The organism is Yoonia sp. SS1-5, from assembly GCF_038443705.2.
Lineage (GTDB): Bacteria > Pseudomonadota > Alphaproteobacteria > Rhodobacterales > Rhodobacteraceae > Yoonia > Yoonia rhodophyticola.
On sequence record NZ_CP151767.2, the window covers coordinates 1,189,341 to 1,215,881 of the forward strand.

Genomic DNA, 26,541 nt, shown 5'->3' on the forward strand with positions numbered 1-26,541 from the left:
AGTCATTGCGATTGCGCAAGGCGGGTCGCAGGCCTAGAACCATGCCATGGTCGCTGCAAATTTCGCACATGTTGATAGCTGGGTCTTTGATCTGGACAACACGCTCTATCATCCATCCGCCGATCTTTTTGGCCAAATGAACAAGACCTTCGCGGCTTATGTCATGCGGATCACCGGGCTTGATGCGGCTGGCGCCCATGACCGTTGTGTCGCCTATTGGAAAAGCCATGGGTCAACGCTTGTCGGCCTGATGCAGGATCACGACGTCGACCCGCATGACTTTCTGGCAAAGGTCCATGATATCGACATCTCGCATCTGGAACCTGATCCGGCGCTCGCCGCACGGATCAAGGCACTGCCCGGCCGCAAGATTGTCTATACAAACGGGTCACACAATCACGCAAAACGGGTGCTTGCGGCGCGCGGCCTCAGCCTGTCTTTTGATGCGGTCTATGGGGTTGAGCAGGCCGGATTTCGCCCCAAACCAAGTGCAGGCGCTTTCGAGGCGGTCTTTGCGACCGATGGGATCGCCCCGAAACGGGCCGCCATGTTTGAGGACGAAGCCCGCAATCTGGCCGTGCCGCATCAGATCGGCATGAAAACTGTCCATGTGCATGATACGCCTGAAACGGGCGATCACATTCATCATCACACCAGCGACCTTGCGGCTTTCTTGTCGCAGTTGGCCTAAGCGGCCTTTCCGACCGGCAGATGTCGCCATATGTGTGATGTCATGGAACGCGAAAATACCGATATCCTGATCGCCGGTGGCGGCGTCGCCGGATTAAGCGCGGCAGCGGCGTTTGGTACGGCGGGTTTCGACGTGATCCTAGTGGATCCGACCCCGCCTGTGACCAACCGCGACGCGGAAGGGGCGGATCTGCGCACCACCGCATTCCTCCAACCTGCACAACGTTTTTTGCAAGATGCGGGACTGTGGGACAGGCTTGCAGGCGATGCATCCGCCCTGCAGGTGATGCGCATTGTCGATGCTGCCGCCGACCCCGCGGTGATCCGCGACTTTGACGCTTCCGATATCTCTGATCAACCTTTCGGTTGGAACCTGCCCAACTGGTTGCTGCGCCGCGAGATGGTCGGACGGCTGGATGACCTTCCCAATGTCGATTTTCGCCAAGGGACCGGTTTTGCCAGAATGGTCGCCCGCAGCGCCGCTGCGCTGGTGACGTTGACGGATGGCCGTCAGGTCAATGCCAGGCTGGTGATTGGTGCGGATGGTCGCAATTCGGCCGTGCGGCAGGCCGTTGGGGCAGGCGTGAAAACGACCCGCTATGGGCAGAAGGCCCTGACATTTGCGGTGACCCACGCGGAACCCCATCACAACATTTCAACCGAAATCCACAAATCGGGCGGCCCGTTCACCTTGGTGCCCCTGCCCGATCACGACGGGAAACCCTGTTCCGCCGTTGTCTGGATGGAAAGCGGCCCCGTCGCCGCAAGTCTGCAGGAAATGAACGAAGACCAGTTCGAGATCGCAGCCACAGAGCGTTCGGCCTATCAATACGGCCCGCTAAAACTGGCCTCGCGCCGAACGGTCTGGCCGATTATCAGCCAGGTGGCCGAACGAATAAGCGGCCCCCGCACGGCCCTTGTGGCAGAGGCTGCACATGTGATGCCACCCATTGGCGCGCAAGGGTTGAACATGTCACTTGGCGATCTTGCCTGCCTGCTGGATCTAGCGGCAGCGGCACCCAACAGGATCGGTGACCGGGATATGCTGGATCGCTACGCCCGCAGCAGACACGCCGATATCCGGCTGCGCGTGGCCGGTATCGACGCGCTGAACCGGGCGTCAATGGCAGGTGATCCGGGCCTGCAATCATTGCGGGCGGCCGGCATACGCGCGCTTTTTGGCGTTACCCCTTTGCGCCGAAAGGTCATGGAAATGGGGCTGGGCGCGGGCTGATCCGGCTCAGAGCACCTTGTCTAGCACTGGTTGCAAGCGGGCCAATGTCCCATCCACGTCATATAACTTGTCCAGCCCAAACAGCCCCAATCGGAAGGTCTTGAAATCCGCAGGCTCGTCGCATTGCAGCGGAACGCCAGCCGCAATCTGCATCCCTTCTGCGGCAAATTTTGACCCGTTCTGGATCAGCGGGTCGTCGGTATAGCTGACCACGACACCGGGCGCGCCATAGCCGTCGGCCGCCACCGATTTGATCCCTTTGTCAGCCAGGTTTTGCCGCACGGCATTCCCCAACGCCCATTGCGCATCCTTCAGCTTGCCAAAGCCAAAGGCCTGCGTTTCGACCATGGTGTCCCGAAAGGCGCGCAAGCCATCCGTCGGCATGGTTGCATGGTAGGCGTGACCGCCATTTTCATAGGCCTGCATGATGCTGTGCCATTTTTTCAGATCAACCGCGAAGGAGTTTGCGCTGGTCTCGGCCATCCGATCCACGGCCCTTTGCGACATCATCACCAAACCGGCGCATGGGGTTGATGACCAGCCCTTTTGCGGGGCCGAAATCAACACATCAACCCCGGTTGCTTTCATATCGACCCAGACACAGCCGCTGGCGATGCAGTCCAGCACCATAAGCGCGCCAACCTCATGTGCGGCGGCGGCAAGTTCGGCCAGATACTCATCTGGCAGGATAATTCCGGCAGAGGTTTCGACATGGGGGGCAAAAACAACGTCCGGTTTTGCGGCATGAATGGCGGCCACTACATCCGCGATCGGGGCCGGCGCAAATGGCGCGCGCGCTTCATTGCCTGACTGCCGTGCTTTCATCACCGTGGTCTTGGCCGTGAACTGGCCCGCATCGAAAATCTGTGTCCAACGAAAGGAAAACCAGCCATTTCGCAGGATGAAGGCGTGCGCATCCGCGCCAAACTGACGGGCCACCGCCTCCATCCCGAAAGTGCCGCCACCGGGCACAAGGGCCACGTGATCGGCGTTATAAACATCTTTCAGCATGCCCGAGATATCGGTCATCACGCCCTGAAACTGCTTGGACATGTGATTCAAAGACCGGTCGGTAAACACCACCGAGAATTCCATCAGCCCGTCAGGGTCAATCGGATTTGCTGCACCGTCCATCATCATCCTCCTCAAATGTCTGAAGACGGGCTAATGCCGAAGTCGGACAAAATCAAAGTATATCTGTGCATACATCCCCGGGGGTCAGGACGCAGACGACCCGATCAAGAGGCCAGTGTTTGCCGGTCACTTGCAATACCGGCAAAAACCGTCCTGTTGCGCCCAAGGCTTTTGGCGCGATAAAGGGCCTCGTCAGCCTCCTTGATTGCGGTTGATATCGCCGCGACCCGTTCTTTGAGCGAGCCACCGATGGACACCGTGACCGAGATGTCGTGCCCTTCTGCCGAAATCAGCGCCTCTTCAATCGCAAGCCGCAATCGTTCGGCCACATCATAACCGTCGCGGATCGTGTGATCGAACAGAAAGACGACAAATTCCTCGCCCCCGAACCGGCAAACAATGTCCTGCGCACGGGTGTGTTTTCGCAAGGCCGCCGCAACCGCCTGAATAACCGCATCACCAGCCAAATGCCCGTAGCGGTCATTCACCGCCTTGAACCAGTCAATATCCACCATCAGCGAGACCCCATAGGCGTTTGGCTCTGCCTCCATCCGCGAAAAGAAATAGTCCCGTGTGGCCACATCAGTCAGCCGGTCGCGGTTCAGCAATTGTTGCAATTGCGCGCCCAGCTTGGCGTTTTCATACATCTTGGAACCGACAAAAAGGCAAATGGGCATCGTCACGACAACCACGATGACCAGCGTGCCGGTCATCGTGGTACGCAGCAATTCGGGTGGAAAAAGAAGGACATTCAGGATTTCGGCACAAATCAACGAAATCAGGGTCACGGACACCGAAAACCCCCAAACTCGTAATTTTGAATCGATGACCATGGGCCCTCTCACCTAAGAGGCGAAAGAATGAACCGAAAAGGTTGCAGATGTGTTAACCTTTTCACGGCAGCACCAAAGGTCATTTTCCGTGCCAAACAGAGATGGAGGCCTTCATCTGCGGATCATGTCACGTCAAAGACAGTCTAACGACGGCCATTTCCGGGAACAGGGACACACCATGGCGAAGAGTTTCGATCCACCCAATATTTGGCCCCCGTTTGGCGCCTTCTCCCAATCCGTCATCGCGGGCGATGGGCAAACAATTTACCTCAAGGGGCAGGTGTCGCTGGGTCCCGACGGTGAAATCATCGGTGAGGGTGACATGGCCGCGCAAGTGACACAGGTTCTGCAAAATATTTCCGACATCCTCAGCACAATGGGCGGCCGGACCAGCGACATCATATCGCTCCAACAATTCACGACAGATATTCAGGCGTTCATGGGGTGCGGCGACGTCCGCGCGCGATTTTTCGCAGCACCTTATCCGGTGACCACCACGCTGGAGGTTGCATCACTCTACGATCAGCGGTTGCTGGTCGAGATTACCGCGATTGCAGAAATCCCGCTGGACCGTTTCATCATGCCCGAAACAGCGCAAGACATGCATCAATCGCGCTGATCTGCCATGTGAAACTCAGATCGGTCCCGGCAACCGCTCTTCACTCAGCAGCACATTCGCCTCGACATCCCCAACCCCGGGAAGTGTCATGATCCGCCGCCGCAGAATCCGTTCGAAATCGGCCAGATCACGGGCAACAATGCGCAGCCGGTAATCATAAAGCCCCAGCACGTGGTCAACCGTCTGGATTTCGGGGATTGCGGTTAATGCCCGCTCAAAATCCTCAAGACTGACGCGCCCCTTGGTGGCCAATTTCACCCCTAGGAAAACAGTCACGCCAAAGCCCAGCTTTTCCTGATCAAGCTGCAGCCTACGGCCAGCAATGATGCCGGCATCCTGCAACCGGCGCACACGACGCCAGGTTGCCGGCTGGCTTAGCCCAAGTTTTTCCCCCAACCGGCTGGTAGATTGATCCGCGTTGGCACAGAGCGCGCGCAGCACGGCCCGGTCAATTTCGTCAAGTTTCATAGCGGCAGGTTTTCATCGGATTTCACAGAGGCGACAGTCATCAGCGCCTCAATATCGGCGATATGTGGCAGGGTCAGTATCTCATCACGGTAGACCCGCTGATAGTCGGGCAAATCCTTTGCCACCAAATGCAGCCGCACATCGACCCGCCCCAGAAACGTTTGTATCTCAATCACTTCCCGGACATTGCGCGCAGATTGAATAAACTCATCAAATGCCCGCGACACTGTCTTGTCCAACGTGATGCGCAGGCTGACCCCAACGGTAAAGCCCAGACGCGGCCAGTCGATTATCGCCGTGCTTCCACGCAAGACACCATCTTCGCGCAATTTATCTAACCGGCGGGCAACGCGCGCCGCCGTCGACCCCACCCGCGCGGCCAATTCGGGCGTCGTCAGGCTGGGGTCGTCCTGGAAACAGCGCAAGAGGGTACGGGATTCAGCATCAAGCATAACAAAACTGATAAACCACAGAATGACGCATAACAATTACAAAATGAGCGAGAATTTGAACAAAATACACCTCTCGTTGTCGGATATATTGCGCTACACATCGCCAAACCCATCAAACAAAGGAGCGCCGATATGCGCGTTTATTATGATCGCGATTGCGATGTGAACCTGATCAAGGACAAGAAAGTGGCCATTCTGGGCTATGGTAGCCAAGGCCATGCGCACGCGCTGAACCTGCGCGACAGCGGTGCGAAAAACCTTGTGGTCGCCTTGCGCGAAGGATCGCCATCAGCCGCCAAAGCCGAAGGTGAAGGCCTCGAGGTCATGGGCATCGCTGAGGCCGCCGCATGGTGCGATGTCATCATGTTCACAATGCCCGACGAATTGCAGGCAGAGACCTACAAGAAATATGTGCATGACAACCTCAAGCCCGGTTCTGCCATCGCATTTGCCCACGGGCTGAACGTGCATTTCGGCCTGATTGAACCGAAAGAAGGCGTGGATGTGATCATGATGGCGCCCAAAGGCCCCGGTCATACTGTGCGCGGCGAATATACCAAAGGCGGCGGCGTGCCTTGCCTTGTGGCCGTTAACACCGATGCATCCGGCAAGGCGCTGGAAATCGGTCTGTCCTATTGTTCTGCCATCGGTGGTGGGCGGTCCGGCATCATCGAAACCAACTTCCGTCAGGAATGCGAAACCGACCTCTTTGGGGAACAGGCTGTCTTGTGCGGCGGCATTGTCGAGCTGATCCGGATGGGGTTCGAGACATTGGTCGAAGCAGGCTACGAGCCCGAAATGGCCTATTTCGAATGCCTGCACGAAACCAAGCTGATCGTGGATTTGATCTATGAAGGCGGCATCGCCAACATGAATTACTCCATCTCGAACACGGCCGAATATGGCGAATATGTCAGCGGGCCGCGCATCCTGCCATATGCTGAAACCAAGCAGCGCATGAAAGACGTGCTGACCGACATCCAGACGGGCAAATTCGTGCGTGACTTTATGCAGGAAAACGCCGTTGGGCAGCCTTACTTCAAGGCCACCCGCCGGATCAACGACGAGCACCAGATCGAACAGGTTGGCGAGAAACTGCGCGCAATGATGCCATGGATTTCTGCCGGCAAGATGGTCGACAAGGCCAAAAACTAAACAACGGTCGTAGGATGGGTCTTGACCCATCTACGCACAAAGGCGCCCCACGGCATGGGGCGCCTTACTCGCTTGGGACATGTATCTTCAGTTCAACGGAAGGGCTGCGGGCCGGGACCATCCTTTGCAAGGCTTGACTTCAACGCGTCAGGATCATCAAGCTTTTCGTCTGTTTTCCGTTTACTCCACAACCCCACCAAGATGGCGGCGAACAAGGTCGTTAGCGCCAGTGCGGGAATTAACAGGAAGTCGTTCATCGGTCGTGCCTCCTAAACATTTATCTCGTAGAACCAACGCGCGCAGGCTCGTTTGGTTCCATATATGTTTCCCGACGCTGCATCTCTCAGCCACCATCAAGATGCGGCGCCCGACCACATAGGTTTGCATGACCACCCAACCAACCCTTTCAAATTGGCTATCAATCCTGGCGCTGGGGCTGATCTGGGGCGGGACCTTTATGGTCGTTTCGGTTGCACTTCGCGGCTACGGGCCTTTGACGGTGGCCTGCGCAAGAACCAGTTTGGGCGCGATTGCATTACTGTCATTGATGGGGGCGATGGGGCGCCCCCTGCCCCGGTTCACGGGGCGCATGGTCAAATATCTGCTGGTGATTGGCGTATTGAACACCGCCCTGCCCTTTGCGTTGCTCAGTTGGGGGCAACAATTTGTGCCCTCCGCCTTTGCAGGGATTTCCATGGCCGCCTTGCCGCTTTTTGTGCTGCCACTGGCGCATGTGTTCACGGATGAAAAGATGCGCGCGCGCAGTCTGATTGGCGTCGTGCTGGGGTTTGTCGGGGCCGTTGTGCTGATCGGGCCGGGTGTGTTGCGCATTGGATCGGGCATGGAACCGCTGGGCCAATTGGCCTGCATCGGCGCCGCCCTGTCCTACGCAATCTCCAGCATCATGACCCGACGCTGCCCACCGATTGATCCGATCGTCATGGCAGCCCTGTTGCTGCTGGTGGGCGCCATACCGCTGATCCCCGCCATGCTCTGGTTCGAAGGCATCCCACATGTGGCCGACCGCACGACATTGTCAGCCATTCTGTTCCTGGGCTTCGTGCCGACAGCGTTGGCGGCGTTGATCCGGGTCTACACGATCCGGTCTGCGGGGGCGGTATTCATGACACTCGTCAATTACCAGGTCCCTCTCTGGTCGATGATCTTCGGTGTCCTGATCCTGTCCGAAGCCTTGCCATTGCGGTTCTTTGTGGCCCTCGCCTTGATATTGCTGGGGCTGGCAATCAGCCAATGGGAAAGCCTGCGCCGGATTGTCCTCCAGCGGTGATGCGGGTCAGACGGCTGCCTCAACCTCGGCGACAATGTCATCCACCACATGCCCCAGCAATGCGTCATCCTCGCATTCAGCCATCACGCGGATCAAAGGTTCGGTCCCTGATTTGCGGATCAGCAGACGCCCCTTGCCGGTCAGTTTCTCTTCGGCATCGGCGATCGACTTTTGCACGCCAGCTGCGTTCAACGGGTCCTGCCCTGTCGCAAAGCGGACGTTGCGCAACATTTGCGGGACGGTCTCGAACTGCCGCGCAAGGGTGCTGGCCTTGGCGCCCGTATCAATCATCGCGGCCAGAAACTGCAGCCCTGCCAGCAACCCATCGCCGGTTGTGGCGTAATCGGTCATGACGATATGACCCGATTGCTCACCCCCAAGGTTGAAGCCATTGGCGCGCATTGCCTCGACAACGTAACGGTCCCCAACGGCGGTGCGTTCAAGATGCAATCCACGGGTCTGCAGATGACGTTCCAACCCCAGATTTGACATCACCGTCGCGACCAGCGTGTTCCCATTCAGGCGGTCATCATCCGCCCACCGCCCGGCCATCAGCGCCATGATCTGGTCGCCATCCGCGACCTGCCCTGTTTCATCCAGGATCATGACACGATCCGCGTCCCCATCCAGACAGATACCAACATCGGCACCCTCGCGCCGGATGACATCGGCCGCCAGCCCGGTATTGGTCGACCCGCAACCATCATTGATATTGAAACCGTCAGGTGAAACGCCGACTTCGATCACGGTTGCGCCCAGTTCCCACAACACGCCGGGGGCCACCTTGTAGCCCGCCCCATTGGCGCAGTCGATCACGACCTTCAGACCGTCCAACCGCATCCCTGCCGGGAACGTTGATTTGATCCGCTCGGCATAGCGGAACCGGCCATCGTCAATACGCCGGGCCCTGCCGATATTCTGCGCTTGTGCAGGCTCAATCGGCTGACCGATCAGCGTCTCGATCTCGGCTTCTGCCGCATCCGACAGTTTGAAACCGTCAGGACCAAAGAATTTGATGCCATTGTCGTGGTGCGGATTGTGGCTGGCGGAAATCATGATCCCAACATCCGCGCGCATCGAGGTTGTCAGCAGCCCCACGGCAGGGGTCGGAACCGGCCCCAGCAACAAGACGTTCATGCCGGTGCTGGTCAGACCTGCGGTCAGCGCGTTTTCGAACATGTATCCCGAAAGACGTGTATCCTTGCCGATCACGACCCGATGCCCGTTCGAGCCATCATTGCGAAAAAAGCGTCCGGCCGCCGCACCGATCTTGATGGCCATATCCGCTGTCATCGGATAGGTATTTGCCTTTCCGCGCACCCCGTCCGTGCCAAAGAGTTTACGTGTCATGCCAGTGCAGCCCCCGTTATCGCCTGTTCCAGGTCAAACGCCTGTTTTGTCGCAAATATATCGTGAACCCGCAGGATTTGCACCCCTTGCCGCAGACCATGCAATGCAACCGCGACAGAACCTGCCACCCGGTCGGTGGGATCCCGCCCGCCGCCAATCGTTCCGATAAAGCGCTTGCGCGAAGCCCCCAACAGGATCGGGCATCCTAGCCCGTGAAACAGCGATAGCCCCCGCAATAGCGCCAGATTATGCGCAACGGTCTTGCCAAATCCGATCCCGGGATCAACCACAATCAGGTCCCGTTCAATCCCTTTGGAGATCGCGAAGGCGATGCGATCCTCCAGAAAATCATAAACATCAAGCAGCACATTGTCATAAGTCGGGTCGGTCTGCATCGTGGCAGGTGCGCCCTGCGCATGCATCAGGCAGACCGGCAGGCCGCTTTGCGCAACGACATCCGCAAGATCGGGATCAAAGCTGAGTGCTGCGACATCGTTGATCATCGCCGCACCAGCGCTGACCGCCTGTGCTGCAACGGTAGATTTGCGGGTATCAATCGAGATGGGAATGTCCGCAGCACCGGTGATGCCAGCGATCACGGGGGCCGTTCGGGCAATTTCCTCTGCCGCGGGGACTTCATCCGCGCCCGGCCGGGTGCTTTCCCCGCCGATATCAATCAGCGTTGCGCCATCGCGGATCATGTCGCCCGCATGCCCGACCGCCAGGGCAGGATCCAGATAGCGCCCGCCGTCAGAAAAGCTGTCAGGCGTCACATTCAGGATACCCATCAATTGCGGCGCATCCATCTGCAATCCGGCAATCGGCCCCCTGGGCGTCGTAAGCCGTTCCAGCGCATCTGACGGAATATTGGACGCCGCGATCATCCGCTGGGCGGCCCCGCGTTGATGCACGGCCACATCCCGAAACCAACCCCAGCCCCCGGCGAGGGTTAGGGCGTCGGCAGGCCGATCCGGGCCAGATTGCACAATCGGCCGAAAATAGGTTTTCATCGCAGGTTCCGCGCGCTTTGGTCCAACACCCGCACGGGTACATCTGTCTGCGGTGCCTCGGCCCCGACAACAACAAGCTCCGTCGCGCTCAACTCGGCTGCAAACCAGGCCACAAGCGCGGCCGCGTCCCGCGGGCTGGCGGATGGGCCATCAACCGCATCAAGAACGATCTTCGAGGGCGCCCAGATGCAGAGTTGGCCGTTTTTCATCGCCCAGTCCAGCTCTGTCCGGGTGCCAACAACCTTGCAGCGCGGATCCCGGGCGGCCAGCGTCCAGGCATTTTGCTCGATCGCCAACAGATCAATCCGGCGCTGCGCCAAGGCATGCGCGGCCTGCGGAGCGGCGACATCTGCGGCCCCCACGCAGATGATGGCCGGGGTATCCATCTGGGACAACTGATCAACCCATTCCGTCAGATGGGGGGATGCAATCGCTTCATTTGACAGGAAAACAACACATGGATGGGGGTCAGCCACGTGATCCTGTGCCTGTCCGCCCGCGCCATCCTTGGTGCGGACAATCTCTACCCCAAGCGCAAACGGACCGCGATCCAGCTTTTCCACCCGCACAAAGACCCGCTCTGCCTGTGGTTCCAGCAAGATACGTTCGGCCACACGGGCGGCGAGTGTTTCAAGCAGGTTGATCCGCTCGGCGTCCAGCTCGATCCCGATGGCCTCAGTCACCTTGTCATAGGACAATATCCGGTCGACATCATCATCAATCGGACCTGTCAGCGGCGAAACCTCGACCACAATGTTAAAGCGCACCCGCTGCAACGTGCCACGTTCTTGCTGAAAGGCGCCGATCTCTACTTCGACAACGTAGTCGCGCACGGAAATCCGGTCACAGGGTATATCACTGCTGGCCTCTGCCCGCGCACTTGGATGGGCAAAGGCAAGGCGGATATCGTCAGTCATGATCCGGTCCCGTGACGGTTATCAATGCCCGCTCGATACATCCGCACAGGCAGGTGGACAAGGCCGCAGCGCGACCCCTGCCCCGCCAGACGCGACCTAGTTGGATGCGGTGCGCGTCGGCTTGCGATAAAAGTAATGCGATCCGATAGATGCGGTCCGGGGATATACCCGCGCCCATGACGGATTAACCGCCTTGGTATGGTAATGGGTCGCACCATCCGTCAGGTCACGTGGCGCGCCGTCAATCAGCATACGGGCCACTTTGCCGACCCGTTCCCACGCGCGGGGCTCGGCAATGGTTTCGGCCAGACCGTCACAGGTATAGGTGAACTGGCAGGCATATTTCCGGCCGGTACCCTGATTGATCACGCTGCAGAGCGTATCAGGGAAAATCCGGCTATCGACGCGGTTCAGGATAACCTCACCCACGGCAAACATACCGCGCACGGTCTCACCACGTGCTTCGAAATAGAGCGCCTCGGCCAGGCAACGCCATTGATCGCCGCCACGTGCGGCAGGCTGTTTGGCCAGAAAGGCGCGATCATAGGTCACGCCGCGCGGGCTTGTGGCAACACCACGCTCGGGCGCTGGCGGCACGTTGGTCAACGCAGCCAGCCGGCGATCAGGCACAACCGCCAAAGCCTGGCGTTCTTGTCCCAACAGGGCGCTCAACCGGCTTGCCAAAAGTTCATCGGCAGCTGCGTTGGACGCAAAAAAAGATGCAAGCGCCACAGCGAAAGTGGCGCGCAAGGCCGTCTTAAAGTTCATTTGTCCCACCCAGGAAACAACGCAGGAATGCCCCTGCGCAGGCGCCGGTGTCTTAGGCGAAGTTGACCCAAACGTCCACCCCGCCCACAGGACTGTCATATCTGGCGCAACAACGGCTGGCTAAGCTGCGGGGATTGTTACGGTATCTCGCGCGGTGTGACACATTCTTGCCACAATCAGCCGAATTCAGCGGCGTTCAAAACCCTCACGCAGCGCCAATTGCGCCGCGGTGAGTCGCGCCACAGGGACGCGGAAAGGCGAACAAGAGACATAGTCGAACCCATGCTCGCGGCAGAATTCAATCGCAACCCGGCTACCGCCATGTTCGCCGCAAATCGAAATGATCACATCCTTGCGGCCCTGTCGGCCACGTTCGGCCCCAAGGGCCACCAATTCGCCAACACCATCCACATCAAATGTATGAAACGGGTCTTCTGCATAGACGCCCTGCTGCACATAGGCAGACATGAACCGCCCCGCATCATCGCGGGACAACCCATATGTCATCTGGGTCAAGTCATTGGTACCGAAAGATAAAAACTGCGCATGCGCGGCAATATCATGCGCCCGCAGGGCCGCACGTGGGGTTTCGACCATCACACCCAAGCGGTATGTGAACCGGCTTTTTGTCTCGGCCATCACCGCATTGGCAACGCCGTCAACACGGGCTTTGACAAGCTCAACCTCGCGCATGGCGCTGACGAGGGGCACCATGATTTCAACCACAACGTCGATCCCCTTGGCCCGGACGGCGGCCAGGGCTTCGAAAATGGCCCGGGCCTGCATGTCGTAGATTTCGGGGATCGCGATTCCCAGGCGCACGCCGCGCATACCCAGCATGGGGTTATACTCGCGCAAGGCATTTACGCGGGCTGTGACCTCGGACAGCGGTTCGGCCAGCTGGGCGGCCAGATCGCGCAGCCCGGCCTTATCGGATGGCAGGAATTCATGCAGGGGCGGGTCGAAAAGTCGCACGCAGACAGGCTGCCCTTCCATGATCTCGAACAGGGCCCGAAAATCAGCCCGCTGCATCGGCAGAAGACGATCCAGCACAGCAGCCCTGTCATCGCCACCCTCGGCGAAAATCATCTCGCGCATAACGCCAAGCCTGTCGCCCTCAAAAAACATATGTTCGGTGCGGCACAAGCCGATGCCCTCGGCGGCAAAATTGCGGGCGGTCTGGGCGTCGGCAGGCGTGTCTGCATTTGCACGCACACCAATGTCGCGCGCATCATCTGCCCATTCCAGCAGCGTGCGAAAGGCATCGTCCAATGCAGCCTCGCGCATAGGCGGCTCGCCCACCAATATCTGCCCTGTTGTTCCATCAACCGTGATCACATCGCCCACGGAAAATATGCGCCCGTCCGGGGCGGTGATCTGCCCGGCCTTGCGATCAATGACCAGATCGGATGCGCCGACGACACACGGCACGCCCAGACCACGGCCGATCACGGCGGCATGACTGGTGACCCCGCCACGCATGGTCAAGACCGCCTGTGCGGCATGCATACCGCGAATATCTTCGGGAGTCGTTTCGCGGCGGACCAGAACGCAGGCCTCTCCACGGGCGGCGCTGGCCTGCGCCTCGGCAGCGGTCAAGACGATCCGGCCCGCTGCAGCACCGGGGCTTGCGGCAATGCCGCGCACGATCAGATCACGGGCGGCGCTGGGATCAATCTGGCGGTGCAACAATTCCGACAGGGCCGCGGGTTCGACCCGCATCACGGCCTCTTCACGCGGGATGATTTGATCCTGCGCGAGTGCTACGGCAATCTGAACCGACGCGCGCGAGGATCGCTGAATGCGCACCGCATCAAGAATATGCAGCGCGCCATTTTCCAATGTGAACTCGACCTGCATTTCCTCGCGCAGTTTGCGGCGGCACAGATCGCCACAGGCGACCAGTTCGGCAAAAACGGCGGGATAGGTCTCTTCCAGCGACGCGCCGCGGCTGTCCTTGGTCAGATAGATCGCGTCCTTCTGGGCGCGCAATGCCTCGCGGCCCTGACTTTGCCGCAGATAACGCCCGGTGATTTGCGGCAGTCCAGTCACGCTATCGGCGTATTGGATCACGCCCGATCCGCATTCGCCCACGCCAACGCCCATGGCCATCGCCTGCACAACCAGGCCCAGCCCCGCATCTTTGGGGGCGCCTTTCGCCTCGCGCAGCAGCCGGGCAGTTGTTCCGTCCCATGCCCGTGCCATGGATCGCAGCACATCGCCCAGCTGCTTGGCCGGGTCCTGCGGGAAGGGTTCGTCGGTTTCAACCTCGTAGGTTTCGCGCATCGCCTTCAGGCTGGCGGCGTCGGGCGTATCGGGCAGATAGAATTCGTCCGGGTCCAGCCGGGCGACATGGACCGCATAGGCCTGAATAAACCGCAGATAGATCGTCGTTGCGGCAGCCTCGCCAATCTGGTCGATCATTTCGGCGTGCCGGGCATCATTCATGCCGATATTCAGGATCGCGCCCGGGCCGCCCCAATCCGGGTCCTGACTAGAGGGGCGCACGGATAAAAGCTGCTTTTGATCAAAAGGGGCCATGACCTTGGCCATATCCGGCAAATGGCCACGGGCAATATCGCGGACCGTATCAAATGACAGCGCGATTGTGGTTGGCACAGGCAATTCCAGCCGCACCAACCGCTGCAGGCACTTGGCCCGCCCACCATAGACGGCGGCGGTCATTTGTGCGGTCGGCGTGATCCGGACCAAAGGTAGATATCGCGTCTGTTGCTGCACTGCGGCGCTTTCTTTGCTGTTTGTGCAGCATAGGCCAGAAAACCGCCATCTGTATACAAAAGTTTACAGTTTTATGACTAACCTTCAATTTTCGTCAGGTCGGCGACGCTTTGACAAATATTTCTGATGCGAGACAATAGGTTAAGCCTGTTTCGGCGCAGCAGCGCACTATCGGCGTTTACTTGCACATCGGTGAAAAATTGGTCAATTGGCCCGCGAAGTGCTGCCATGGCGGTCATCGCCGTGCTGAAATCCTCTGCCTTCATCGCCGGTCCGATCTTTGCATCTGCAGCATCGAGTGCCGCGAAAAGCGCCTTTTCGGCGGGCTCTTCGGCATATTTGATGTCGGCCCCGTATGAGTATTCAACCCCATCCGCCGCTTCGGCCTGCGTCAGGATGTTGTTGGCCCGTTTGAACCCCTGGATCAGGTTTTCGCCGTCATCCGTGGCGAGGGTCGCCGCCAGCGCCTCGGCCCGTTTGACGAGCAAGGTCAGATCGTCATTGCCGGGCATCGCGATGCAGGCGTCGATGATATCGTGACGGATGCCTTTGTCTTTGAGGAAGACTTTCAGACGGTCGTGGAAGAAGGAGAGGAGGTGGGCACTCGGATGCTGGACGTCGGACCAGTCAATATCGAGGTCGATCAAACTCGTATTGACGCGGCCTGCAGCCTTTCTGGCTTGGTAGACCTCCCAATAGACTTTGTCGGCTTCATTCGGAGATACGCCTAGCCATCGGGCAGCCGCAGCTTTTGCATCAAGTTCGTCTTTTTCAATTTCCCAACGGAGTGCGGCATCAAATGGCTCATAGCCGATCAGGATGAGATCGCTTAGTTTAATGCTCAAATCGTTAGAAAGTACCAGACGGATAGCGCCCAATGCTGCTCTCCTAAGGGCAAACGGGTCCTTGCTTCCGGTAGGTTTCTCATCAATCCACCAAAAACCGGTCAGCGTGTCGATCTTGTCGGCCAGTGCCACGGCCACAGAAACAGGTGCCGTTGGTACATCATCCGACGGCCCCAGCGGCGAATAGTGTTCCTCGCAGGCCGCGGCGACCTCGGCAGGCAGCCCTGCGGCCTTTGCATAGTACCGGCCCATCAGCCCTTGCAATTCGGGAAATTCATAGACCATTTCGGATGACAGATCGGCCTTGGCAACCTTCGCTGCCTTCTCTGCCAGATCAGGATCAGCGCCCACGCTCGGCGCAATCTCGCGCGCGAGTTCGGCAATCCGTTCAATCCGGTCTTTCTGACTGCCCAGCTTATTGTGGAAGGTCACATTGCCAAGGCTGTCCAACCAAGGCTGCATCCCTGCCTTGGCCACGCGCAGATCATTCTCCCAAAAGAACTTGGCGTCGGCCAACCTGGCCGACAGCACCTTTTGGTTCCCCGCCAGAATGGTCGCCCCGTTATCCGCCGTTTCCATATTGGCCACGGTGACAAAGCGTTCGATGCGGCCCGTCTTGGGATTGCGGACGGAAAAGAACTTCTGATGCTCTTTCATGGATGTCTGCAGCACCTCTGGCGGCAGTTCCAGAAAAGCGTCGTCAATCTTGCCCATCAGAACAACCGGCCATTCGACCAGCCCGGCAACCTCGGCCAGCAAACCGCGATCCTCGACCACCTCCAGCCCTTGGGCAAAGGCCTGATTTGTCGCCTCCTGCCAGATCAGTTCGGCCCGTTCATCGGCGCGCAAGATCACGTTCGCCCGTTTTAACTTTGCCTCGTAATCATCAAAAGAGGTGACAGAAAATGCATCCGGCGCCATGAACCGATGCCCGCGCGTGCCATTCCCGGCTGCGATCCCGTCAATATCAAGCGGCACGGTTACAGACCCGCTTTCATCACTCAGGATGCACAGAATGGAATGCAGCGGGCGCACCCATTTCAGGCCGCCTGCGCCCCAGCGCATGGATTTTGGCCAGGGGAAATTGCGGATCGTCTTTTCCAGCACCTCGGCAATGATGTCGGCGGCCATCCGCCCCGGCTTTTCGATCACGGCGAAATAGACCTGACCTTTTTTGTCGTCGCGTATCTCAAGATCTTCGCGGGCGACGCCTGCGCCGCGCAGAAATCCATCAATCGCCTTGTCAGGGGCGCCCACCTTGGGACCCTTGCGTTCCTCGCGCACAGGTTTGCTTTCGGCCAGCAGCCCATCCAGTGCCAGCGTCAACCGGCGGGGCGTGGCAAAAGCGGCAGCACCTGCATAGGTCAGTCCGGCCTCGACCAGCCCGTCCGTGACCAGCTTTTGCAGGTCCTCAGCCGCGCGTTTTTGCATCCGGGCGGGGATTTCCTCGGAAAAGAGTTCAATCAGAAGATCAGGCATCAATCAGCGCTTTCAGGTTGCGGACAGTCTTCGGGAACGGGATTGCCATCAAAGACAACCTCGCCACATTCATTGATCTGGTGCCAAGCAAAGGCCCGGCCATCGGGATAGACGGCAACCAGCCGGTCAATCCCGTAGACGATGTTTGCGACACCCAGAAACGCAATCGCATCGCCGGTTTCCAGGTCGGCCCCGATCTGGGCGGCATCAAAGCAGTCAAACCAGCCCGGCGCGTTCAGCGGCTCCGCATCATCGCGGATGATGAAGGTCTCGGTCAGGGTCGCCTGACTGATCGGCGTGGTAAAGCAGGCCCGATACCGGATCGGGCTGCTATCGGCGTCAATCGCGTCGAAATTGTCAAACAGGATCGGTTCCGGTTGTTCGGTGACCAGATTTGTCAGCTGCACCTCTGCCGCGTCGGCCTGAACCGGCGTGTAATAGGCATAGACCTGTTGGTAATACAGAAACGCCCCCGCGATGAATGCCGCCACAACCAGCCCCACAATTGCAATCCGTGCCATCAGGCCGCAGCCCCGCCCGCCTCGGTCTGGACAAACGCGTCGGCACACATCTTTGCCAGCGCCCGCACCCGCCCGATATAGGCCTGTCGTTCAGTGACCGAGATCACCCCCCGTGCGTCCAGCAGGTTGAACACGTGGCTGGCCTTGATGCATTGATCGTAGGCCGGGTGCGCCATGATGATTTTCATGTCCTTTTTGGGATCATCAGCGGGCATGTCCAGAATGCGCTGACATTCAGCCTCTGCATCCTTAAAATGCTGCAACAGCGTCGCTGTGTCAGCCACGTCGAAATTCCATCGCGCATATTCCTGCTCTGTCTGCCGGAAGATGTCCCCATATGTCAGGGCAATCGGTGTCTGCGGGTCGTTGAATGGCATGTCCATCACGTGGTCGACGCCCAGCACATACATGGCCAGCCGCTCTAACCCGTAGGTCAGTTCGCCCGAGACCGGCTTGCAATCATGCCCGCCGACCTGCTGAAAATAGGTAAACTGGCTGACTTCCATCCCGTCACACCAGACCTCCCATCCCAGCCCCCAGGCGCCAAGCGTCGGGCTTTCCCAGTCATCTTCGACAAAGCGGATATCATGCAGCGACGCGTCAATCCCGATCGCGGCGAGCGAGCCGAGATAGAGCTCCTGCAGGTCCGGCGGCGAGGGTTTGATGATGACCTGATACTGGTAGTAGTGCTGCAGCCGGTTGGGGTTTTCACCATAGCGCCCATCTGTCGGCCGCCGCGACGGCTGTACATAGGCCGCCGCCCAGGGTTTGTCGCCCAGCGCGCGCAATGTCGTGGCGGGGTGAAACGTGCCTGCGCCCACCTCCATATCATATGGCTGCAGGATCGCGCAGCCCCGCGCAGCCCAATATGTCTGCAAGCGCAGGATGATCTCCTGAAAACTGCGTGGTTTTTCCGCCATCTTAAGCCTCTTATGCGTTTGGTGGTTGCATAGGCCGCCGCGCGCTGGGGGTCAATTGGACAACGGGTTGCGGGCAATCGACAGTTTTGCAAAAAATCACGCGGGAGTTGCTTTGCATCTTGTGATGCTGGCAGCCCGTCGGCTAGCCAGCAGAAAACATGTGACCGGGGCCCTTATGATCAGACGACTGATAGTCATTCTTTTGACCTGCCTGCTGGCGGGCAAGGCCCTCGCGCAGGACAATTTCTGGGTTCAAATCGAGGCCCGTCAGACGTTGAGCAGCGCACAGGAACGGGCCAGCGCATATGCGCGCAGGCTTGAGAACGTGAATGGCTTTTATCTTGGCGATGGCTTTTACGGTATCGTCATCGGCCCCTTCACCGAAGCGGCGGCCACGGTCGCCCTGCGCAATCTGCTGGCCCAACGCGCCATTCCGCCGGACAGCTTTGTCAAAAACGGGCAGTTCTTCAAACAGCAATATTGGCCAATCGGCGGCGGCAACGCTCAGGCGATCCGCCCCCCGCAGGATCCGGTGCCTGCCTTGCCGGTTGATCCCGTGGCCGCACCCGATGAAACAGTTGCAGAGGCCCGCACCTCCGAAGCCACCCTGACCCGTCCAGAGCGGGAGGCGCTTCAGGTCGCCCTGAAATGGGCCGGTTTCTATGATGCGGCGATTGATGGATCATTCGGGCGCGGTACAAGACGTGCGATGGAGGCCTGGCAATTTGCAAACGCCCAAGAGGCCACCGGCATCCTGACGACCCGCCAGCGGGCCATATTGATGGATCAGTATAACAGCGTTCTGGATGGCATGAATATGCGGCTGGTCCGCGATGATGCATCCGGCATCCAGATGATCATTCCCACCGATGTGGTTGCGTTTGACGAATATCAGCCACCGTTCGTCAAATTCGGCCCCAGCGGCGACATCCCCCAGGCGCAGGTTCTGTTTATCAGCCAGGCGGGTGACGAAGGCAAAATGGTCGGCCTTTATGAAGTGTTCCAGATCCTTGATATCGTCCCCCCCGAAGGTCCGCGTAGCCGAAATCGCAACAGCTTTGTGATTGAAGGGATCGGTGATGGCATTCATTCCTACACCACCGCGACGTTGCGCGATGGTGCGATCAAGGGATTTACGCTGGTCTGGCCAGAAGGCGACGAAGGGCGCAGATCCCGCATTTTGGAAGAAATGCAGGCCAGTTTTGAGGTTCTGGACGGCACATTGGACCCGGCCATCGTTCCCCCGGGCGAGGATCAGGCGATTGATCTGGTGTCCGGCCTTGCGGTCAGGCAGCCGGAATTTTCGCAATCGGGCTTTTACGTCGCATCTGACGGCACTGTCGTGACCACTGCCAAGGCCGTCGCCGAATGCACCCGCATCACCTATGACCGCGACAACGAGGCAGCGCTACTGTTTGCCGATCCCGCGCTGGATATCGCGATCCTGCGCCCTGTCGATCCGATTGCCCCGATCAGCGTCGCGCAGTTCGATGTGAATGTGCCCCGCCTGCAAGACCGGGTCGCCGTGGCGGGTTATCCCTATAATGGCGCATTGGGCGCCCCGACCCTGACCTTTGGTCAGGTCGAGGATATCCGCAGCCTGACGGGCGATAACCGCTTCAAGCGCTTGTCCATTCTGCCCCAACCCGGTGATGTCGGCGGGCCCGTCTTTGACGATGCCGGTGCCGTTCTGGGCATGTTGGCGCCACGGGTGGATGGCGACGCGCAAGTGCTTCCGGCGGATGTGAATTTCTCGCTGGACGCGCAGCAGATCGTTGATGTCCTGGCAGCCCAAGGTGTCACCGCCGAGGTGACCGAGACCGGCAGCCCGATTTCGCCCGTTGCACTGACCCGCAAGGCCGCCGATATCACTGTTCTGGTCAGCTGCTGGTAAACGCGATATCGGATTTCACATGGATGATGGTCGGCCTGTTGGCCGCCAGCGCATCCTTGATCGCGTTTTGAAATGCGACCAGATCGCGCGGCGCGGTGGCCGCGGCCCCATATGCCTCTGCCAGCTTGCAAAAATCCGGATTGCGTTGGACGACCGCATTCGGCGCAATCTGGGCGCGCACCATGCTGTCCTCAATCTCGCCCAGCTTGCCATTGTCCCAGATGATAATGGGCAAGCTTAGCCCCAGCTCTACCGCCACAGCCAGTTCCTGCACCGTATATTGAAACCCATAGTCGCCCAGAATCGCGATCACAGGCGCGTCACCGACCCCGACCTTGCCGCCAATTGCTGCAGGCAGCGCATAGCCCAACGTGCCGAAGCCATAAGGATGATGCCAATGGCCGGGGCGATCCATCGGGTAGACCTCTTTCGCCGCATAGGCGAATTGGGTCATGTCGGAATAGATCATCGTCTCGGCAGGCAGCGCATTTTTCAAAGCATCGGCAACAGGAAGGATACCGGGGCGCTCGGCGTCGATTTCAGCACGCCATTTTGCGCGCTGGCTGGCAACCTCTGTGGCCGTCCAGGTGGTTTCGCCACCCTCGATCTGGGTCAGACATTCGGTCAAATGCGCCGATGCGTCTGCAAGGATGCGGATATCCGCATCGTGACGGTCTGTCAGGCATTCCGGGTCAATGTCGATCCGCACCAATGGGGCGGTGTGACCAAGATGTTCACGCCAAAGATCCACTTCTGACAGGCGCGTCCCGACCGCCACAACCAGATCGGCAGAGCCGATTACATCCGCACTTCCCGGGCGGGCGAGCGTTGCGCCAAAATGCAACGGGCTCTCATCCGGAATAATACCGCGCCCTGCATATGTCGTGAACGACGCCGCATTCAGGCGCAGAAAATGCGGGAGCCATTGGTCAACACCGTGCCGCGCCCCGCCGCCAAAAATGAACAAGGGTCGCCGCGAGGCCTTGATCCGATCAATCAGGGCAATCCGCTGCAGCGACGCGGCCTCCATGCGGTGGGGCCATTCATCCGCGCGGGCTGGCACAGCAGGGGCCTGCGCCTCCAGTTGCGCGATTGGCACTTGAATATGTTTCGGCAGCGGAACGCCTGTTTGCATTTCCGTCAACGCCCGATCAATCAGCCCATAGGCGGCCGCCGGTGTTTGCGCCGTCTCGGACCAGTCACAGACGGTCGTTGCCGCCCCCTCCTGATCCTTCATCTGATGCAACTGACCGCGTGTCGCTGCGGTCTCATCCAAGCAAGAAGATATCACCAGCATCGGCACACTGTCCGAATAGGCCTGCCCCATCGGTGTCATGATATTGCACAGCCCCGGCCCGGTGATCACATAAGCCACCCCCGGCTTACCCGTCGCACGGGCATAACCGTCGGCCATGAACCCCGCGCCCTGTTCGTGCCGTGCCAGCACATGGCGCAACCCGGCCTCTTCGATTCCGCGATACATCTCTTGGTTATGCACGCCGGGAATGCCAAAAATAACATCAACCCCGCGATCTTTCAGCATATGCGAGATTTGCGCACCCAAAGGCCGTGTCGTCATCAGGTTCTCCAGAATTTGACGGATAGAATGGTGATCACAACCATGATCTCAAGCCGCCCCACCAGCATTGCCAGCGCCAAAATCCATTTGGCCGTATCGTTGATATTGGCATAGTTGCCTGCTGGGCCGATCTCCAGCCCCAGTCCCGGCCCGATATTGGCCAATGCCGATGCAGCCCCCGAAATCGAGGTGATGAAATCGAGCCCGGTCAGACTTAACAGCACCGCCACGCCGCCCAATGAGAGCACGAAGGCCACAAAGAAGGCCACAACCGAGTTCAGAACATCGTCACCAATCGGCCGCCCCTCGTAGCGGGGGGTGAACAGGCCATGGGGCGAATGGATCTGGCGGATCTGGCTTTTGATCGAGGCAAACAGCAACTGATAGCGGAAAATCTTGACCGAACAGGCCGTTGACCCCGCGCAGCCACCGACCAGCCCGATAAAAAAGAACATCACAACAGGGAATGTACCCCAGGCCATATAATCGGCGTTGGCATATCCTGTGCCGGTGATGATTGACGTGACGTTGAACAATGTCCGCCGAAAGGCCTGTTCGGTAACTGCGCCGTCCCGTCCCCACAGCCATGATGCAATCAACAGAACGCAAAAACCGATCACGAGGAAAAAGACCCTGATCTGGCTGTCGCGCAAGAGCGGTTGCGCGGTGCCTGCCAAAAACTGGACGTAGCGCACAAATGGCAAAGCCGCGAGGATCATGAAAACCACGGCAGCGTAATGCACCCCCGGTCCGAACGCCCCAAAAGAGCTGTCGTAATTTGCCATGCCGCCAGTTGATACGGTGGTCATCGCATGGGTGATGGCATCAAAGGAGGACATCCCCAACGCCGAATAGGACAGCATGCAGGCGATGGTCAGACTGACATAGATCACCGAGATATTGCTGGCGATCTCACCCGCGCGCGGCAGAATTTTTCCCATTGTATCAAAGGCTTCTGACCTAAAAATCTGCATCCCCCCAACCCGCAATTCGGGTAGGAACACCATTGCGACAACGATAATGCCGACCCCGCCCAGCCATTGCAGGATCCCGCGCCACAGCTTCAGACCGTCGGGCAGCGCCTCCAGCCCGCTGATGGCCGTCGCACCGGTTGTGGTCAGGCCCGACATCGCCTCGAAAAAGGCATCCGTCAGCGTCGATTCCGTGGCGCCCAACACAAACGGGATCGCCCCGAAGAAAGGCAGCATAAGCCACACCAGCGAGGTCAGCAGGAATGTCTGTCGCAGTGACAGACCCGCAGATACCCCATTGGCGCAGGCAATCGCCATCAAGCCACCGATCAGGATCGTAATCACGGCGCTTTCAAAAAAGACGAACCAATGCCCGTTCTCTGCCATCAGGTCAGCAACCATCGGGGCAAACATGGTAATCCCAAGCGCCGCCACAAGCAGACCAATGACATATCCCACAGGGCGCAAATCAAGCATGGCGCAGGGTTGGCTTGCCTGTCGGGTCGTGTCAAGAACCGGTGCAACTGCAGTGATGTCCGTTTGTGTCCGAATAGGCCCTTATTGGGGCGCTTTACTTGGTGGCAAGGAATGTTTCCAATGGACGGGCACCACCGTCACCGGAGCTTGAGCCTGATGCCCCACCCCTACCAATCCATGCCACCCCGCGCCTTTTGGCGCAGCGGGACACGGCCCGATGATAGCGGGCTGCTGACAGGTCTCTATCAACCCCGGTTTACGATCACGCCCGAGACGGCCATTGCCACCGCAGGCAGTTGCTTTGCCCAGCATATCGGTCGCGCCCTGCGTGCCGCCGACTGCAACCTGCTTGATATAGAACCACCCATCCGCCGCATGCCCGCCGAGATTGCGCGCCAGTTCGGCTACGAGATGTTCAGCGCCCGTTACGGCAACATCTACACACCCCGCCAATTGCGCGAACTGCTGCAGGACGTGCAAAACGGGGCGGTTGATCCGGGCCTCGTATGGCAAAAGGATGGGCGATTTTTTGATGCATTGCGTCCGGGCGTCGAACCGATCGGGCTGGAAACGGCCGACGATGTGCTTGTACACCGCCACTACCATCTTGAAAGAGTGGGCCAGATGCTGCGGCAGGCCGACCTGTTCATCTTTACCCTTGGCCTGGCCGAGGCATGGGTTGATCAAGCAACAGGCCGCACCCTGCCCGTCTGTCCTGGCGTGATTGCGGGAACGTTTGACGACACACAGCACCGGCTGCATTGCTTTAAACATGCCGAGGTTCTGGCGGATCTCACGGCGATCCGGGACCTTTTGCACCACTTCCAGCCAACCATGAAAATCCTGCTGACCTTGTCACCCGTGCCGCTGACCGCGACCGCCCGCGCCGCACATGTTTTGACGGCCACCAGCGCCGCCAAGTCCACATTGCGCGCGGCTGTTGATGAAAACGTGCAGGAACACGCGGACGCGGACTATTTTCCAGCCTATGAAATCGTCACATCCAGCAGTTGCGGCGGCCCTTGGTTCGGCGCCACCGGGCGTCATGTGCGCCCCGAGGGGGTCGAACATGTGATGCGATATTTTTTCACCGCCCATGGCCTTCCCAACCTCAGCGCGCCTCAAACCGATGCCGATACGGACGAAGATGACCTGGCCTGCGAAGACATCCTGCTGCAGGCCTTCGCCCCGTGACACGTCTCTGTATCTTTGGCACCTCGCATATCGCGGCCCCCCGTCTGGCGTATCAGTCGGAACCCGGACGCTGGCCTGATCTGGATGTGACCTTTGTCGGGGCGACCGGGCAGCATTTGCTGGCGCATCGGATTGTGGATGGGGTCATGCATCCGGCGACGTCCAAGCTGGCTGGCTATTTTCAGATGACCGCGGGAGCCGATACGCTTGACCTGCACAGCTTTGACGCCTTTGCATTGATCGGCTGCCATATCGGCCCCCATATGATCGGGCATATCTATGGACAGGCCCGCTGGTGCGCGCTGCGGTCGGTCAAGCGCAAGAAACCCGGACCCGATGCCGGATACGCGCTGATCTCCGAGGCGATGCTGGATGCGCTGCTGCAATATCGCGTGGCAAATGCTGTCGGGGGCGAATTGGCCCGTGCCCTGCGGGCGGTCAGTGATAAGCCAATCATGCTCTCCAGCGCGCCGCGCCCCAGCAGCGAATTGATGGAAATGCGCCGTCACAAGTTGATCGCGCAGAAATGGGCTATTCGAAAGGCGGACGCACAGCACCTGTCGCGCCGGTTCGAGACATTGACCAGATCATATTTTGCTGAACACGACGTGGCCTATCTGCCCCAGCCAAGCCAAACAATCGAACGACATCTGCTGACCCGCGAGGCATATGTGTTGGGTGCAATCAGGCTGACCGCCGACGGGAAGACACCGCAGCCCGATGGCGATATCATGCATGGTAACCGGCTTTATGGCGAGGCTGTGCTGGACCAGATCAGCGCGGCCCTAGCCCACGTGGAAGAGTGACGCAAACAGACGCGGGTCCATGCTTTCGGATGCGAATGTGTCACCTTCGGTCAGGACGGAAACGGCGTCATGGCTGTGCAGGCTTTCCTGATGGCTTGCAATAACCCGGAAATCAGAGACGCGCGGATCAAGCTGCAATTGTTCGGTGAACAGACGCGCAGCATCTTCCACAAAGATCGGGTTGGCTGCGTTAAGCTCGGCAAATGCCTGCTCGTCCTCGCGTTTGACCATCACTTGCGTTTCGGTTGGCACTGCGGATCTTGCCCGGTCAATCAGGTCCTCGAACCACATCAGACCTGCGTTATCATCCAGCACTACCGATATCCGCGCAACCGATCGCTGCGAATGCGGCGTTGCCAGCTGGCCGCGGAACTGGCGGGCATGTTCAGACAATTCAAGCGAGCATGGGCAGGTCGAGGAATAGACATAATCCAGATGCACGATTTTCTTGCGCACGCCTGCGCTTTCAACCAGTTCCAGTGCGATGTCGTAATATTGATAGCCCGACAACCCCGACCGCAGGCTGTCCACCTTCATCGGGAAACTGAACCGCATCTGGATGCGCGCATCAAAGCTTTCCAGATCGGTCTTGTACGCGTCGAGCGCCTGCGCGATCACTTCAAAGCTGAATGTCTCTTCGGCATGCTTGTAAAATGTCCGCATGATGCGGGACATGTTGATGCCCTTCTTTTCCGCCTCAAGCGATACGGTGCCGGTCACGGATGTCTCCAGCGTCAGATCGCCGTTGTCACGGGTGTGAAAGCGGATCGGCAGGCGGAAATTCGAGATACCCACATGCTGGATTTGCTGTTTCGCGCCCTTGATCAGGCTGGACGGTCCATTTTGAAGGTCAGGCATCGACGCGCGATAGGCCTCATCCACCTCGAACGCATCCGGGTAGGCACGCGCCAGCGCAGGGTAATTGGACACCTCTTGTCCGGGGATCAGACGCGACACCAGCGGATCAAGCGTCGCAACCTCTTCGGGGCTGACATCGTCCGCCCAGCGCCGCAGCAGGGCGAGCGCCGCCTCAGCCTCTTGCCGGGTAGGCTCGCGGTCCATATCGGGTGAGTGAATATTCATGTCGGTGCGCCCCTCTGGTGCCTCAGAACTCCCAAGATGGGGCGCGCCCGCGGTTTTTCCAACAATATCTTGGTAAACACGCAACAAATTGCCGGGAGGTTTTGTCATAAAGAGT

The 26,541-nt window shown here is 59.0% G+C and carries 24 protein-coding genes; 8 read left to right on the forward strand and 16 right to left on the reverse strand.

The window, feature by feature from the left end; translation table 11 throughout:
- Nucleotides 1–46: 46 nt before the first annotated feature.
- A complete protein-coding gene (locus tag AABB31_RS07495) occupies nucleotides 47–691 on the forward strand; it encodes a pyrimidine 5'-nucleotidase (RefSeq protein WP_342078732.1) in 645 nt (214 codons plus the stop codon).
- Between the two features lie 42 nt (nucleotides 692–733).
- Nucleotides 734–1,924, forward strand: a complete 1,191-nt coding sequence (locus tag AABB31_RS07500) for a UbiH/UbiF family hydroxylase (protein WP_342078731.1) — start codon at nucleotides 734–736, stop codon at nucleotides 1,922–1,924.
- Nucleotides 1,925–1,930: 6 nt separating this feature from the next.
- On the opposite strand, the gene AABB31_RS07505 is transcribed toward AABB31_RS07500, so the two are convergent.
- Together AABB31_RS07505 and AABB31_RS07510 are read right to left on the reverse strand one after the other, a co-directional pair.
- Nucleotides 1,931–3,058 carry an aminotransferase class V-fold PLP-dependent enzyme gene (locus AABB31_RS07505; RefSeq protein ID WP_342078730.1) on the reverse strand — a complete coding sequence of 376 codons (1,128 nt, stop codon included), beginning with the start codon at nucleotides 3,056–3,058 and terminating at the stop codon, nucleotides 1,931–1,933.
- Between the two features lie 104 nt (nucleotides 3,059–3,162).
- Complete coding sequence (locus tag AABB31_RS07510; RefSeq protein ID WP_373635586.1) at nucleotides 3,163–3,846, reverse strand: GGDEF domain-containing protein; 684 nt, start codon at nucleotides 3,844–3,846, stop codon at nucleotides 3,163–3,165.
- A 223-nt stretch (nucleotides 3,847–4,069) separates the two neighbouring features.
- On the opposite strand from AABB31_RS07510, the gene AABB31_RS07515 reads away from it, so the two are divergent.
- Nucleotides 4,070–4,510, forward strand: a complete 441-nt coding sequence (locus AABB31_RS07515; RefSeq protein ID WP_342078728.1) for a RidA family protein — start codon at nucleotides 4,070–4,072, stop codon at nucleotides 4,508–4,510.
- Nucleotides 4,511–4,525: 15 nt separating this feature from the next.
- Here the strand turns inward: AABB31_RS07515 and AABB31_RS07520 are convergent, their stop codons facing one another.
- Together AABB31_RS07520 and AABB31_RS07525 are read right to left on the reverse strand one after the other, a co-directional pair.
- Nucleotides 4,526–4,978, reverse strand: coding sequence for an Lrp/AsnC family transcriptional regulator (locus AABB31_RS07520; RefSeq protein ID WP_342078727.1), 453 nt, complete (start codon nucleotides 4,976–4,978; stop codon nucleotides 4,526–4,528).
- A complete protein-coding gene (locus AABB31_RS07525; protein WP_342078726.1) occupies nucleotides 4,975–5,430 on the reverse strand; it encodes an Lrp/AsnC family transcriptional regulator in 456 nt (151 codons plus the stop codon). The genes AABB31_RS07520 and AABB31_RS07525 overlap by 4 nt, the downstream gene beginning before the upstream one ends.
- Before the next feature lie 132 nt (nucleotides 5,431–5,562).
- Here AABB31_RS07525 and ilvC point away from each other — a divergent pair, with 132 nt between their 5' ends.
- Entirely contained in the window at nucleotides 5,563–6,585 is a 1,023-nt protein-coding gene (gene ilvC / locus AABB31_RS07530; RefSeq protein ID WP_342078725.1) for a ketol-acid reductoisomerase, read from the forward strand.
- Nucleotides 6,586–6,677: 92 nt separating this feature from the next.
- Here ilvC and AABB31_RS07535 read toward each other — a convergent pair whose 3' ends face one another.
- Nucleotides 6,678–6,842 (reverse strand): hypothetical protein, encoded by a 165-nt coding sequence (locus tag AABB31_RS07535; protein ID WP_342078724.1) that lies wholly within the window; start codon nucleotides 6,840–6,842, stop codon nucleotides 6,678–6,680.
- 128 nt (nucleotides 6,843–6,970) lie between these two features.
- Here AABB31_RS07535 and AABB31_RS07540 point away from each other — a divergent pair, with 128 nt between their 5' ends.
- On the forward strand, nucleotides 6,971–7,873 hold the full coding sequence (locus tag AABB31_RS07540; RefSeq protein WP_342078723.1) for a DMT family transporter: 903 nt from the start codon (nucleotides 6,971–6,973) through the stop codon (nucleotides 7,871–7,873).
- A gap of 6 nt (nucleotides 7,874–7,879) precedes the next feature.
- On the opposite strand, the gene glmM is transcribed toward AABB31_RS07540, so the two are convergent.
- The 8 genes from glmM to AABB31_RS07580 all read right to left on the reverse strand — a co-directional run bounded on the left by glmM (nucleotide 7,880) and on the right by AABB31_RS07580 (nucleotide 18,422).
- Nucleotides 7,880–9,223, reverse strand: coding sequence for a phosphoglucosamine mutase (glmM, locus tag AABB31_RS07545; RefSeq protein WP_373635587.1), 1,344 nt, complete (start codon nucleotides 9,221–9,223; stop codon nucleotides 7,880–7,882).
- A complete protein-coding gene (gene folP / locus AABB31_RS07550) occupies nucleotides 9,220–10,233 on the reverse strand; it encodes a dihydropteroate synthase (RefSeq protein WP_373635588.1) in 1,014 nt (337 codons plus the stop codon). Before folP ends, glmM begins: the two co-directional genes overlap by 4 nt.
- A complete protein-coding gene (locus tag AABB31_RS07555) occupies nucleotides 10,230–11,150 on the reverse strand; it encodes a dihydroneopterin aldolase (protein WP_373635589.1) in 921 nt (306 codons plus the stop codon). Before AABB31_RS07555 ends, folP begins: the two co-directional genes overlap by 4 nt.
- 96 nt (nucleotides 11,151–11,246) lie before the next feature.
- Nucleotides 11,247–11,918, reverse strand: a complete 672-nt coding sequence (locus tag AABB31_RS07560; RefSeq protein WP_342078722.1) for a cell wall hydrolase — start codon at nucleotides 11,916–11,918, stop codon at nucleotides 11,247–11,249.
- Between the two features lie 186 nt (nucleotides 11,919–12,104).
- The gene (locus tag AABB31_RS07565) at nucleotides 12,105–14,603 is read right to left on the reverse strand and encodes a putative PEP-binding protein (RefSeq protein ID WP_342078721.1); all 2,499 of its coding nucleotides are present in this window, start codon (nucleotides 14,601–14,603) and stop codon (nucleotides 12,105–12,107) included.
- 131 nt (nucleotides 14,604–14,734) lie between these two features.
- Nucleotides 14,735–16,981, reverse strand: coding sequence for a glycine--tRNA ligase subunit beta (gene glyS / locus AABB31_RS07570; protein WP_373635590.1), 2,247 nt, complete (start codon nucleotides 16,979–16,981; stop codon nucleotides 14,735–14,737).
- Nucleotides 16,981–17,502, reverse strand: coding sequence for a DUF6446 family protein (locus tag AABB31_RS07575; protein ID WP_342078720.1), 522 nt, complete (start codon nucleotides 17,500–17,502; stop codon nucleotides 16,981–16,983). The genes glyS and AABB31_RS07575 overlap by 1 nt, the downstream gene beginning before the upstream one ends.
- Complete coding sequence (locus AABB31_RS07580) at nucleotides 17,502–18,422, reverse strand: glycine--tRNA ligase subunit alpha (RefSeq protein ID WP_342078719.1); 921 nt, start codon at nucleotides 18,420–18,422, stop codon at nucleotides 17,502–17,504. The genes AABB31_RS07575 and AABB31_RS07580 overlap by 1 nt, the downstream gene beginning before the upstream one ends.
- 175 nt (nucleotides 18,423–18,597) lie before the next feature.
- Here AABB31_RS07580 and AABB31_RS07585 point away from each other — a divergent pair, with 175 nt between their 5' ends.
- Nucleotides 18,598–20,316, forward strand: coding sequence for a trypsin-like peptidase domain-containing protein (locus tag AABB31_RS07585; RefSeq protein WP_342078718.1), 1,719 nt, complete (start codon nucleotides 18,598–18,600; stop codon nucleotides 20,314–20,316).
- Here the strand turns inward: AABB31_RS07585 and AABB31_RS07590 are convergent.
- Nucleotides 20,303–21,859, reverse strand: coding sequence for a 5-guanidino-2-oxopentanoate decarboxylase (locus tag AABB31_RS07590; protein WP_373635792.1), 1,557 nt, complete (start codon nucleotides 21,857–21,859; stop codon nucleotides 20,303–20,305). The genes AABB31_RS07585 and AABB31_RS07590 overlap by 14 nt on opposite strands.
- A 35-nt stretch (nucleotides 21,860–21,894) precedes the next feature.
- A complete protein-coding gene (locus AABB31_RS07595; protein WP_342078716.1) occupies nucleotides 21,895–23,343 on the reverse strand; it encodes a TrkH family potassium uptake protein in 1,449 nt (482 codons plus the stop codon).
- Nucleotides 23,344–23,499: 156 nt separating this feature from the next.
- On the opposite strand from AABB31_RS07595, the gene AABB31_RS07600 reads away from it, so the two are divergent.
- Nucleotides 23,500–24,537: a GSCFA domain-containing protein gene (locus tag AABB31_RS07600; RefSeq protein WP_342078715.1), complete on the forward strand. Its 1,038-nt coding sequence runs from the start codon at nucleotides 23,500–23,502 to the stop codon at nucleotides 24,535–24,537.
- A complete protein-coding gene (locus AABB31_RS07605) occupies nucleotides 24,534–25,343 on the forward strand; it encodes a hypothetical protein (protein ID WP_342078714.1) in 810 nt (269 codons plus the stop codon). The genes AABB31_RS07600 and AABB31_RS07605 overlap by 4 nt, the downstream gene beginning before the upstream one ends.
- Here AABB31_RS07605 and folE2 read toward each other — a convergent pair.
- Complete coding sequence (folE2, locus tag AABB31_RS07610) at nucleotides 25,323–26,426, reverse strand: GTP cyclohydrolase FolE2 (RefSeq protein WP_342078713.1); 1,104 nt, start codon at nucleotides 26,424–26,426, stop codon at nucleotides 25,323–25,325. The two genes, AABB31_RS07605 and folE2, sit on opposite strands and share 21 nt — an antisense overlap.
- Nucleotides 26,427–26,541 lie beyond the last annotated feature (115 nt).

What these genes read in the sequence shown, in the direction of transcription:
- AABB31_RS07565 (WP_342078721.1), bottom strand. Translation starts at nt 14,603, where the DNA reads ATGACCGCCGCCGTCTATGGTGGGCGGGCCAAGTGCCTGCAGCGGTTG.
- ilvC (WP_342078725.1), top strand. Translation starts at nt 5,563, where the DNA reads ATGCGCGTTTATTATGATCGCGATTGCGATGTGAACCTGATCAAGGAC.
- glmM (WP_373635587.1), bottom strand. Translation starts at nt 9,223, where the DNA reads ATGACACGTAAACTCTTTGGCACGGACGGGGTGCGCGGAAAGGCAAAT.
- AABB31_RS07600 (WP_342078715.1), top strand. Translation starts at nt 23,500, where the DNA reads ATGCCCCACCCCTACCAATCCATGCCACCCCGCGCCTTTTGGCGCAGC.
- AABB31_RS07555 (WP_373635589.1), bottom strand. Translation starts at nt 11,150, where the DNA reads ATGACTGACGATATCCGCCTTGCCTTTGCCCATCCAAGTGCGCGGGCA.
- AABB31_RS07535 (WP_342078724.1), bottom strand. Translation starts at nt 6,842, where the DNA reads ATGAACGACTTCCTGTTAATTCCCGCACTGGCGCTAACGACCTTGTTC.
- AABB31_RS07520 (WP_342078727.1), bottom strand. Translation starts at nt 4,978, where the DNA reads ATGAAACTTGACGAAATTGACCGGGCCGTGCTGCGCGCGCTCTGTGCC.
- folE2 (WP_342078713.1), bottom strand. Translation starts at nt 26,426, where the DNA reads ATGAATATTCACTCACCCGATATGGACCGCGAGCCTACCCGGCAAGAG.
- AABB31_RS07515 (WP_342078728.1), top strand. Translation starts at nt 4,070, where the DNA reads ATGGCGAAGAGTTTCGATCCACCCAATATTTGGCCCCCGTTTGGCGCC.
- folP (WP_373635588.1), bottom strand. Translation starts at nt 10,233, where the DNA reads ATGAAAACCTATTTTCGGCCGATTGTGCAATCTGGCCCGGATCGGCCT.
- AABB31_RS07505 (WP_342078730.1), bottom strand. Translation starts at nt 3,058, where the DNA reads ATGGACGGTGCAGCAAATCCGATTGACCCTGACGGGCTGATGGAATTC.
- glyS (WP_373635590.1), bottom strand. Translation starts at nt 16,981, where the DNA reads ATGCCTGATCTTCTGATTGAACTCTTTTCCGAGGAAATCCCCGCCCGG.
- AABB31_RS07575 (WP_342078720.1), bottom strand. Translation starts at nt 17,502, where the DNA reads ATGGCACGGATTGCAATTGTGGGGCTGGTTGTGGCGGCATTCATCGCG.
- AABB31_RS07595 (WP_342078716.1), bottom strand. Translation starts at nt 23,343, where the DNA reads ATGCTTGATTTGCGCCCTGTGGGATATGTCATTGGTCTGCTTGTGGCG.
- AABB31_RS07540 (WP_342078723.1), top strand. Translation starts at nt 6,971, where the DNA reads ATGACCACCCAACCAACCCTTTCAAATTGGCTATCAATCCTGGCGCTG.
- AABB31_RS07580 (WP_342078719.1), bottom strand. Translation starts at nt 18,422, where the DNA reads ATGGCGGAAAAACCACGCAGTTTTCAGGAGATCATCCTGCGCTTGCAG.
- AABB31_RS07585 (WP_342078718.1), top strand. Translation starts at nt 18,598, where the DNA reads ATGATCAGACGACTGATAGTCATTCTTTTGACCTGCCTGCTGGCGGGC.
- AABB31_RS07525 (WP_342078726.1), bottom strand. Translation starts at nt 5,430, where the DNA reads ATGCTTGATGCTGAATCCCGTACCCTCTTGCGCTGTTTCCAGGACGAC.
- AABB31_RS07590 (WP_373635792.1), bottom strand. Translation starts at nt 21,859, where the DNA reads ATGCTGAAAGATCGCGGGGTTGATGTTATTTTTGGCATTCCCGGCGTG.
- AABB31_RS07500 (WP_342078731.1), top strand. Translation starts at nt 734, where the DNA reads ATGGAACGCGAAAATACCGATATCCTGATCGCCGGTGGCGGCGTCGCC.
- AABB31_RS07560 (WP_342078722.1), bottom strand. Translation starts at nt 11,918, where the DNA reads ATGAACTTTAAGACGGCCTTGCGCGCCACTTTCGCTGTGGCGCTTGCA.
- AABB31_RS07495 (WP_342078732.1), top strand. Translation starts at nt 47, where the DNA reads ATGGTCGCTGCAAATTTCGCACATGTTGATAGCTGGGTCTTTGATCTG.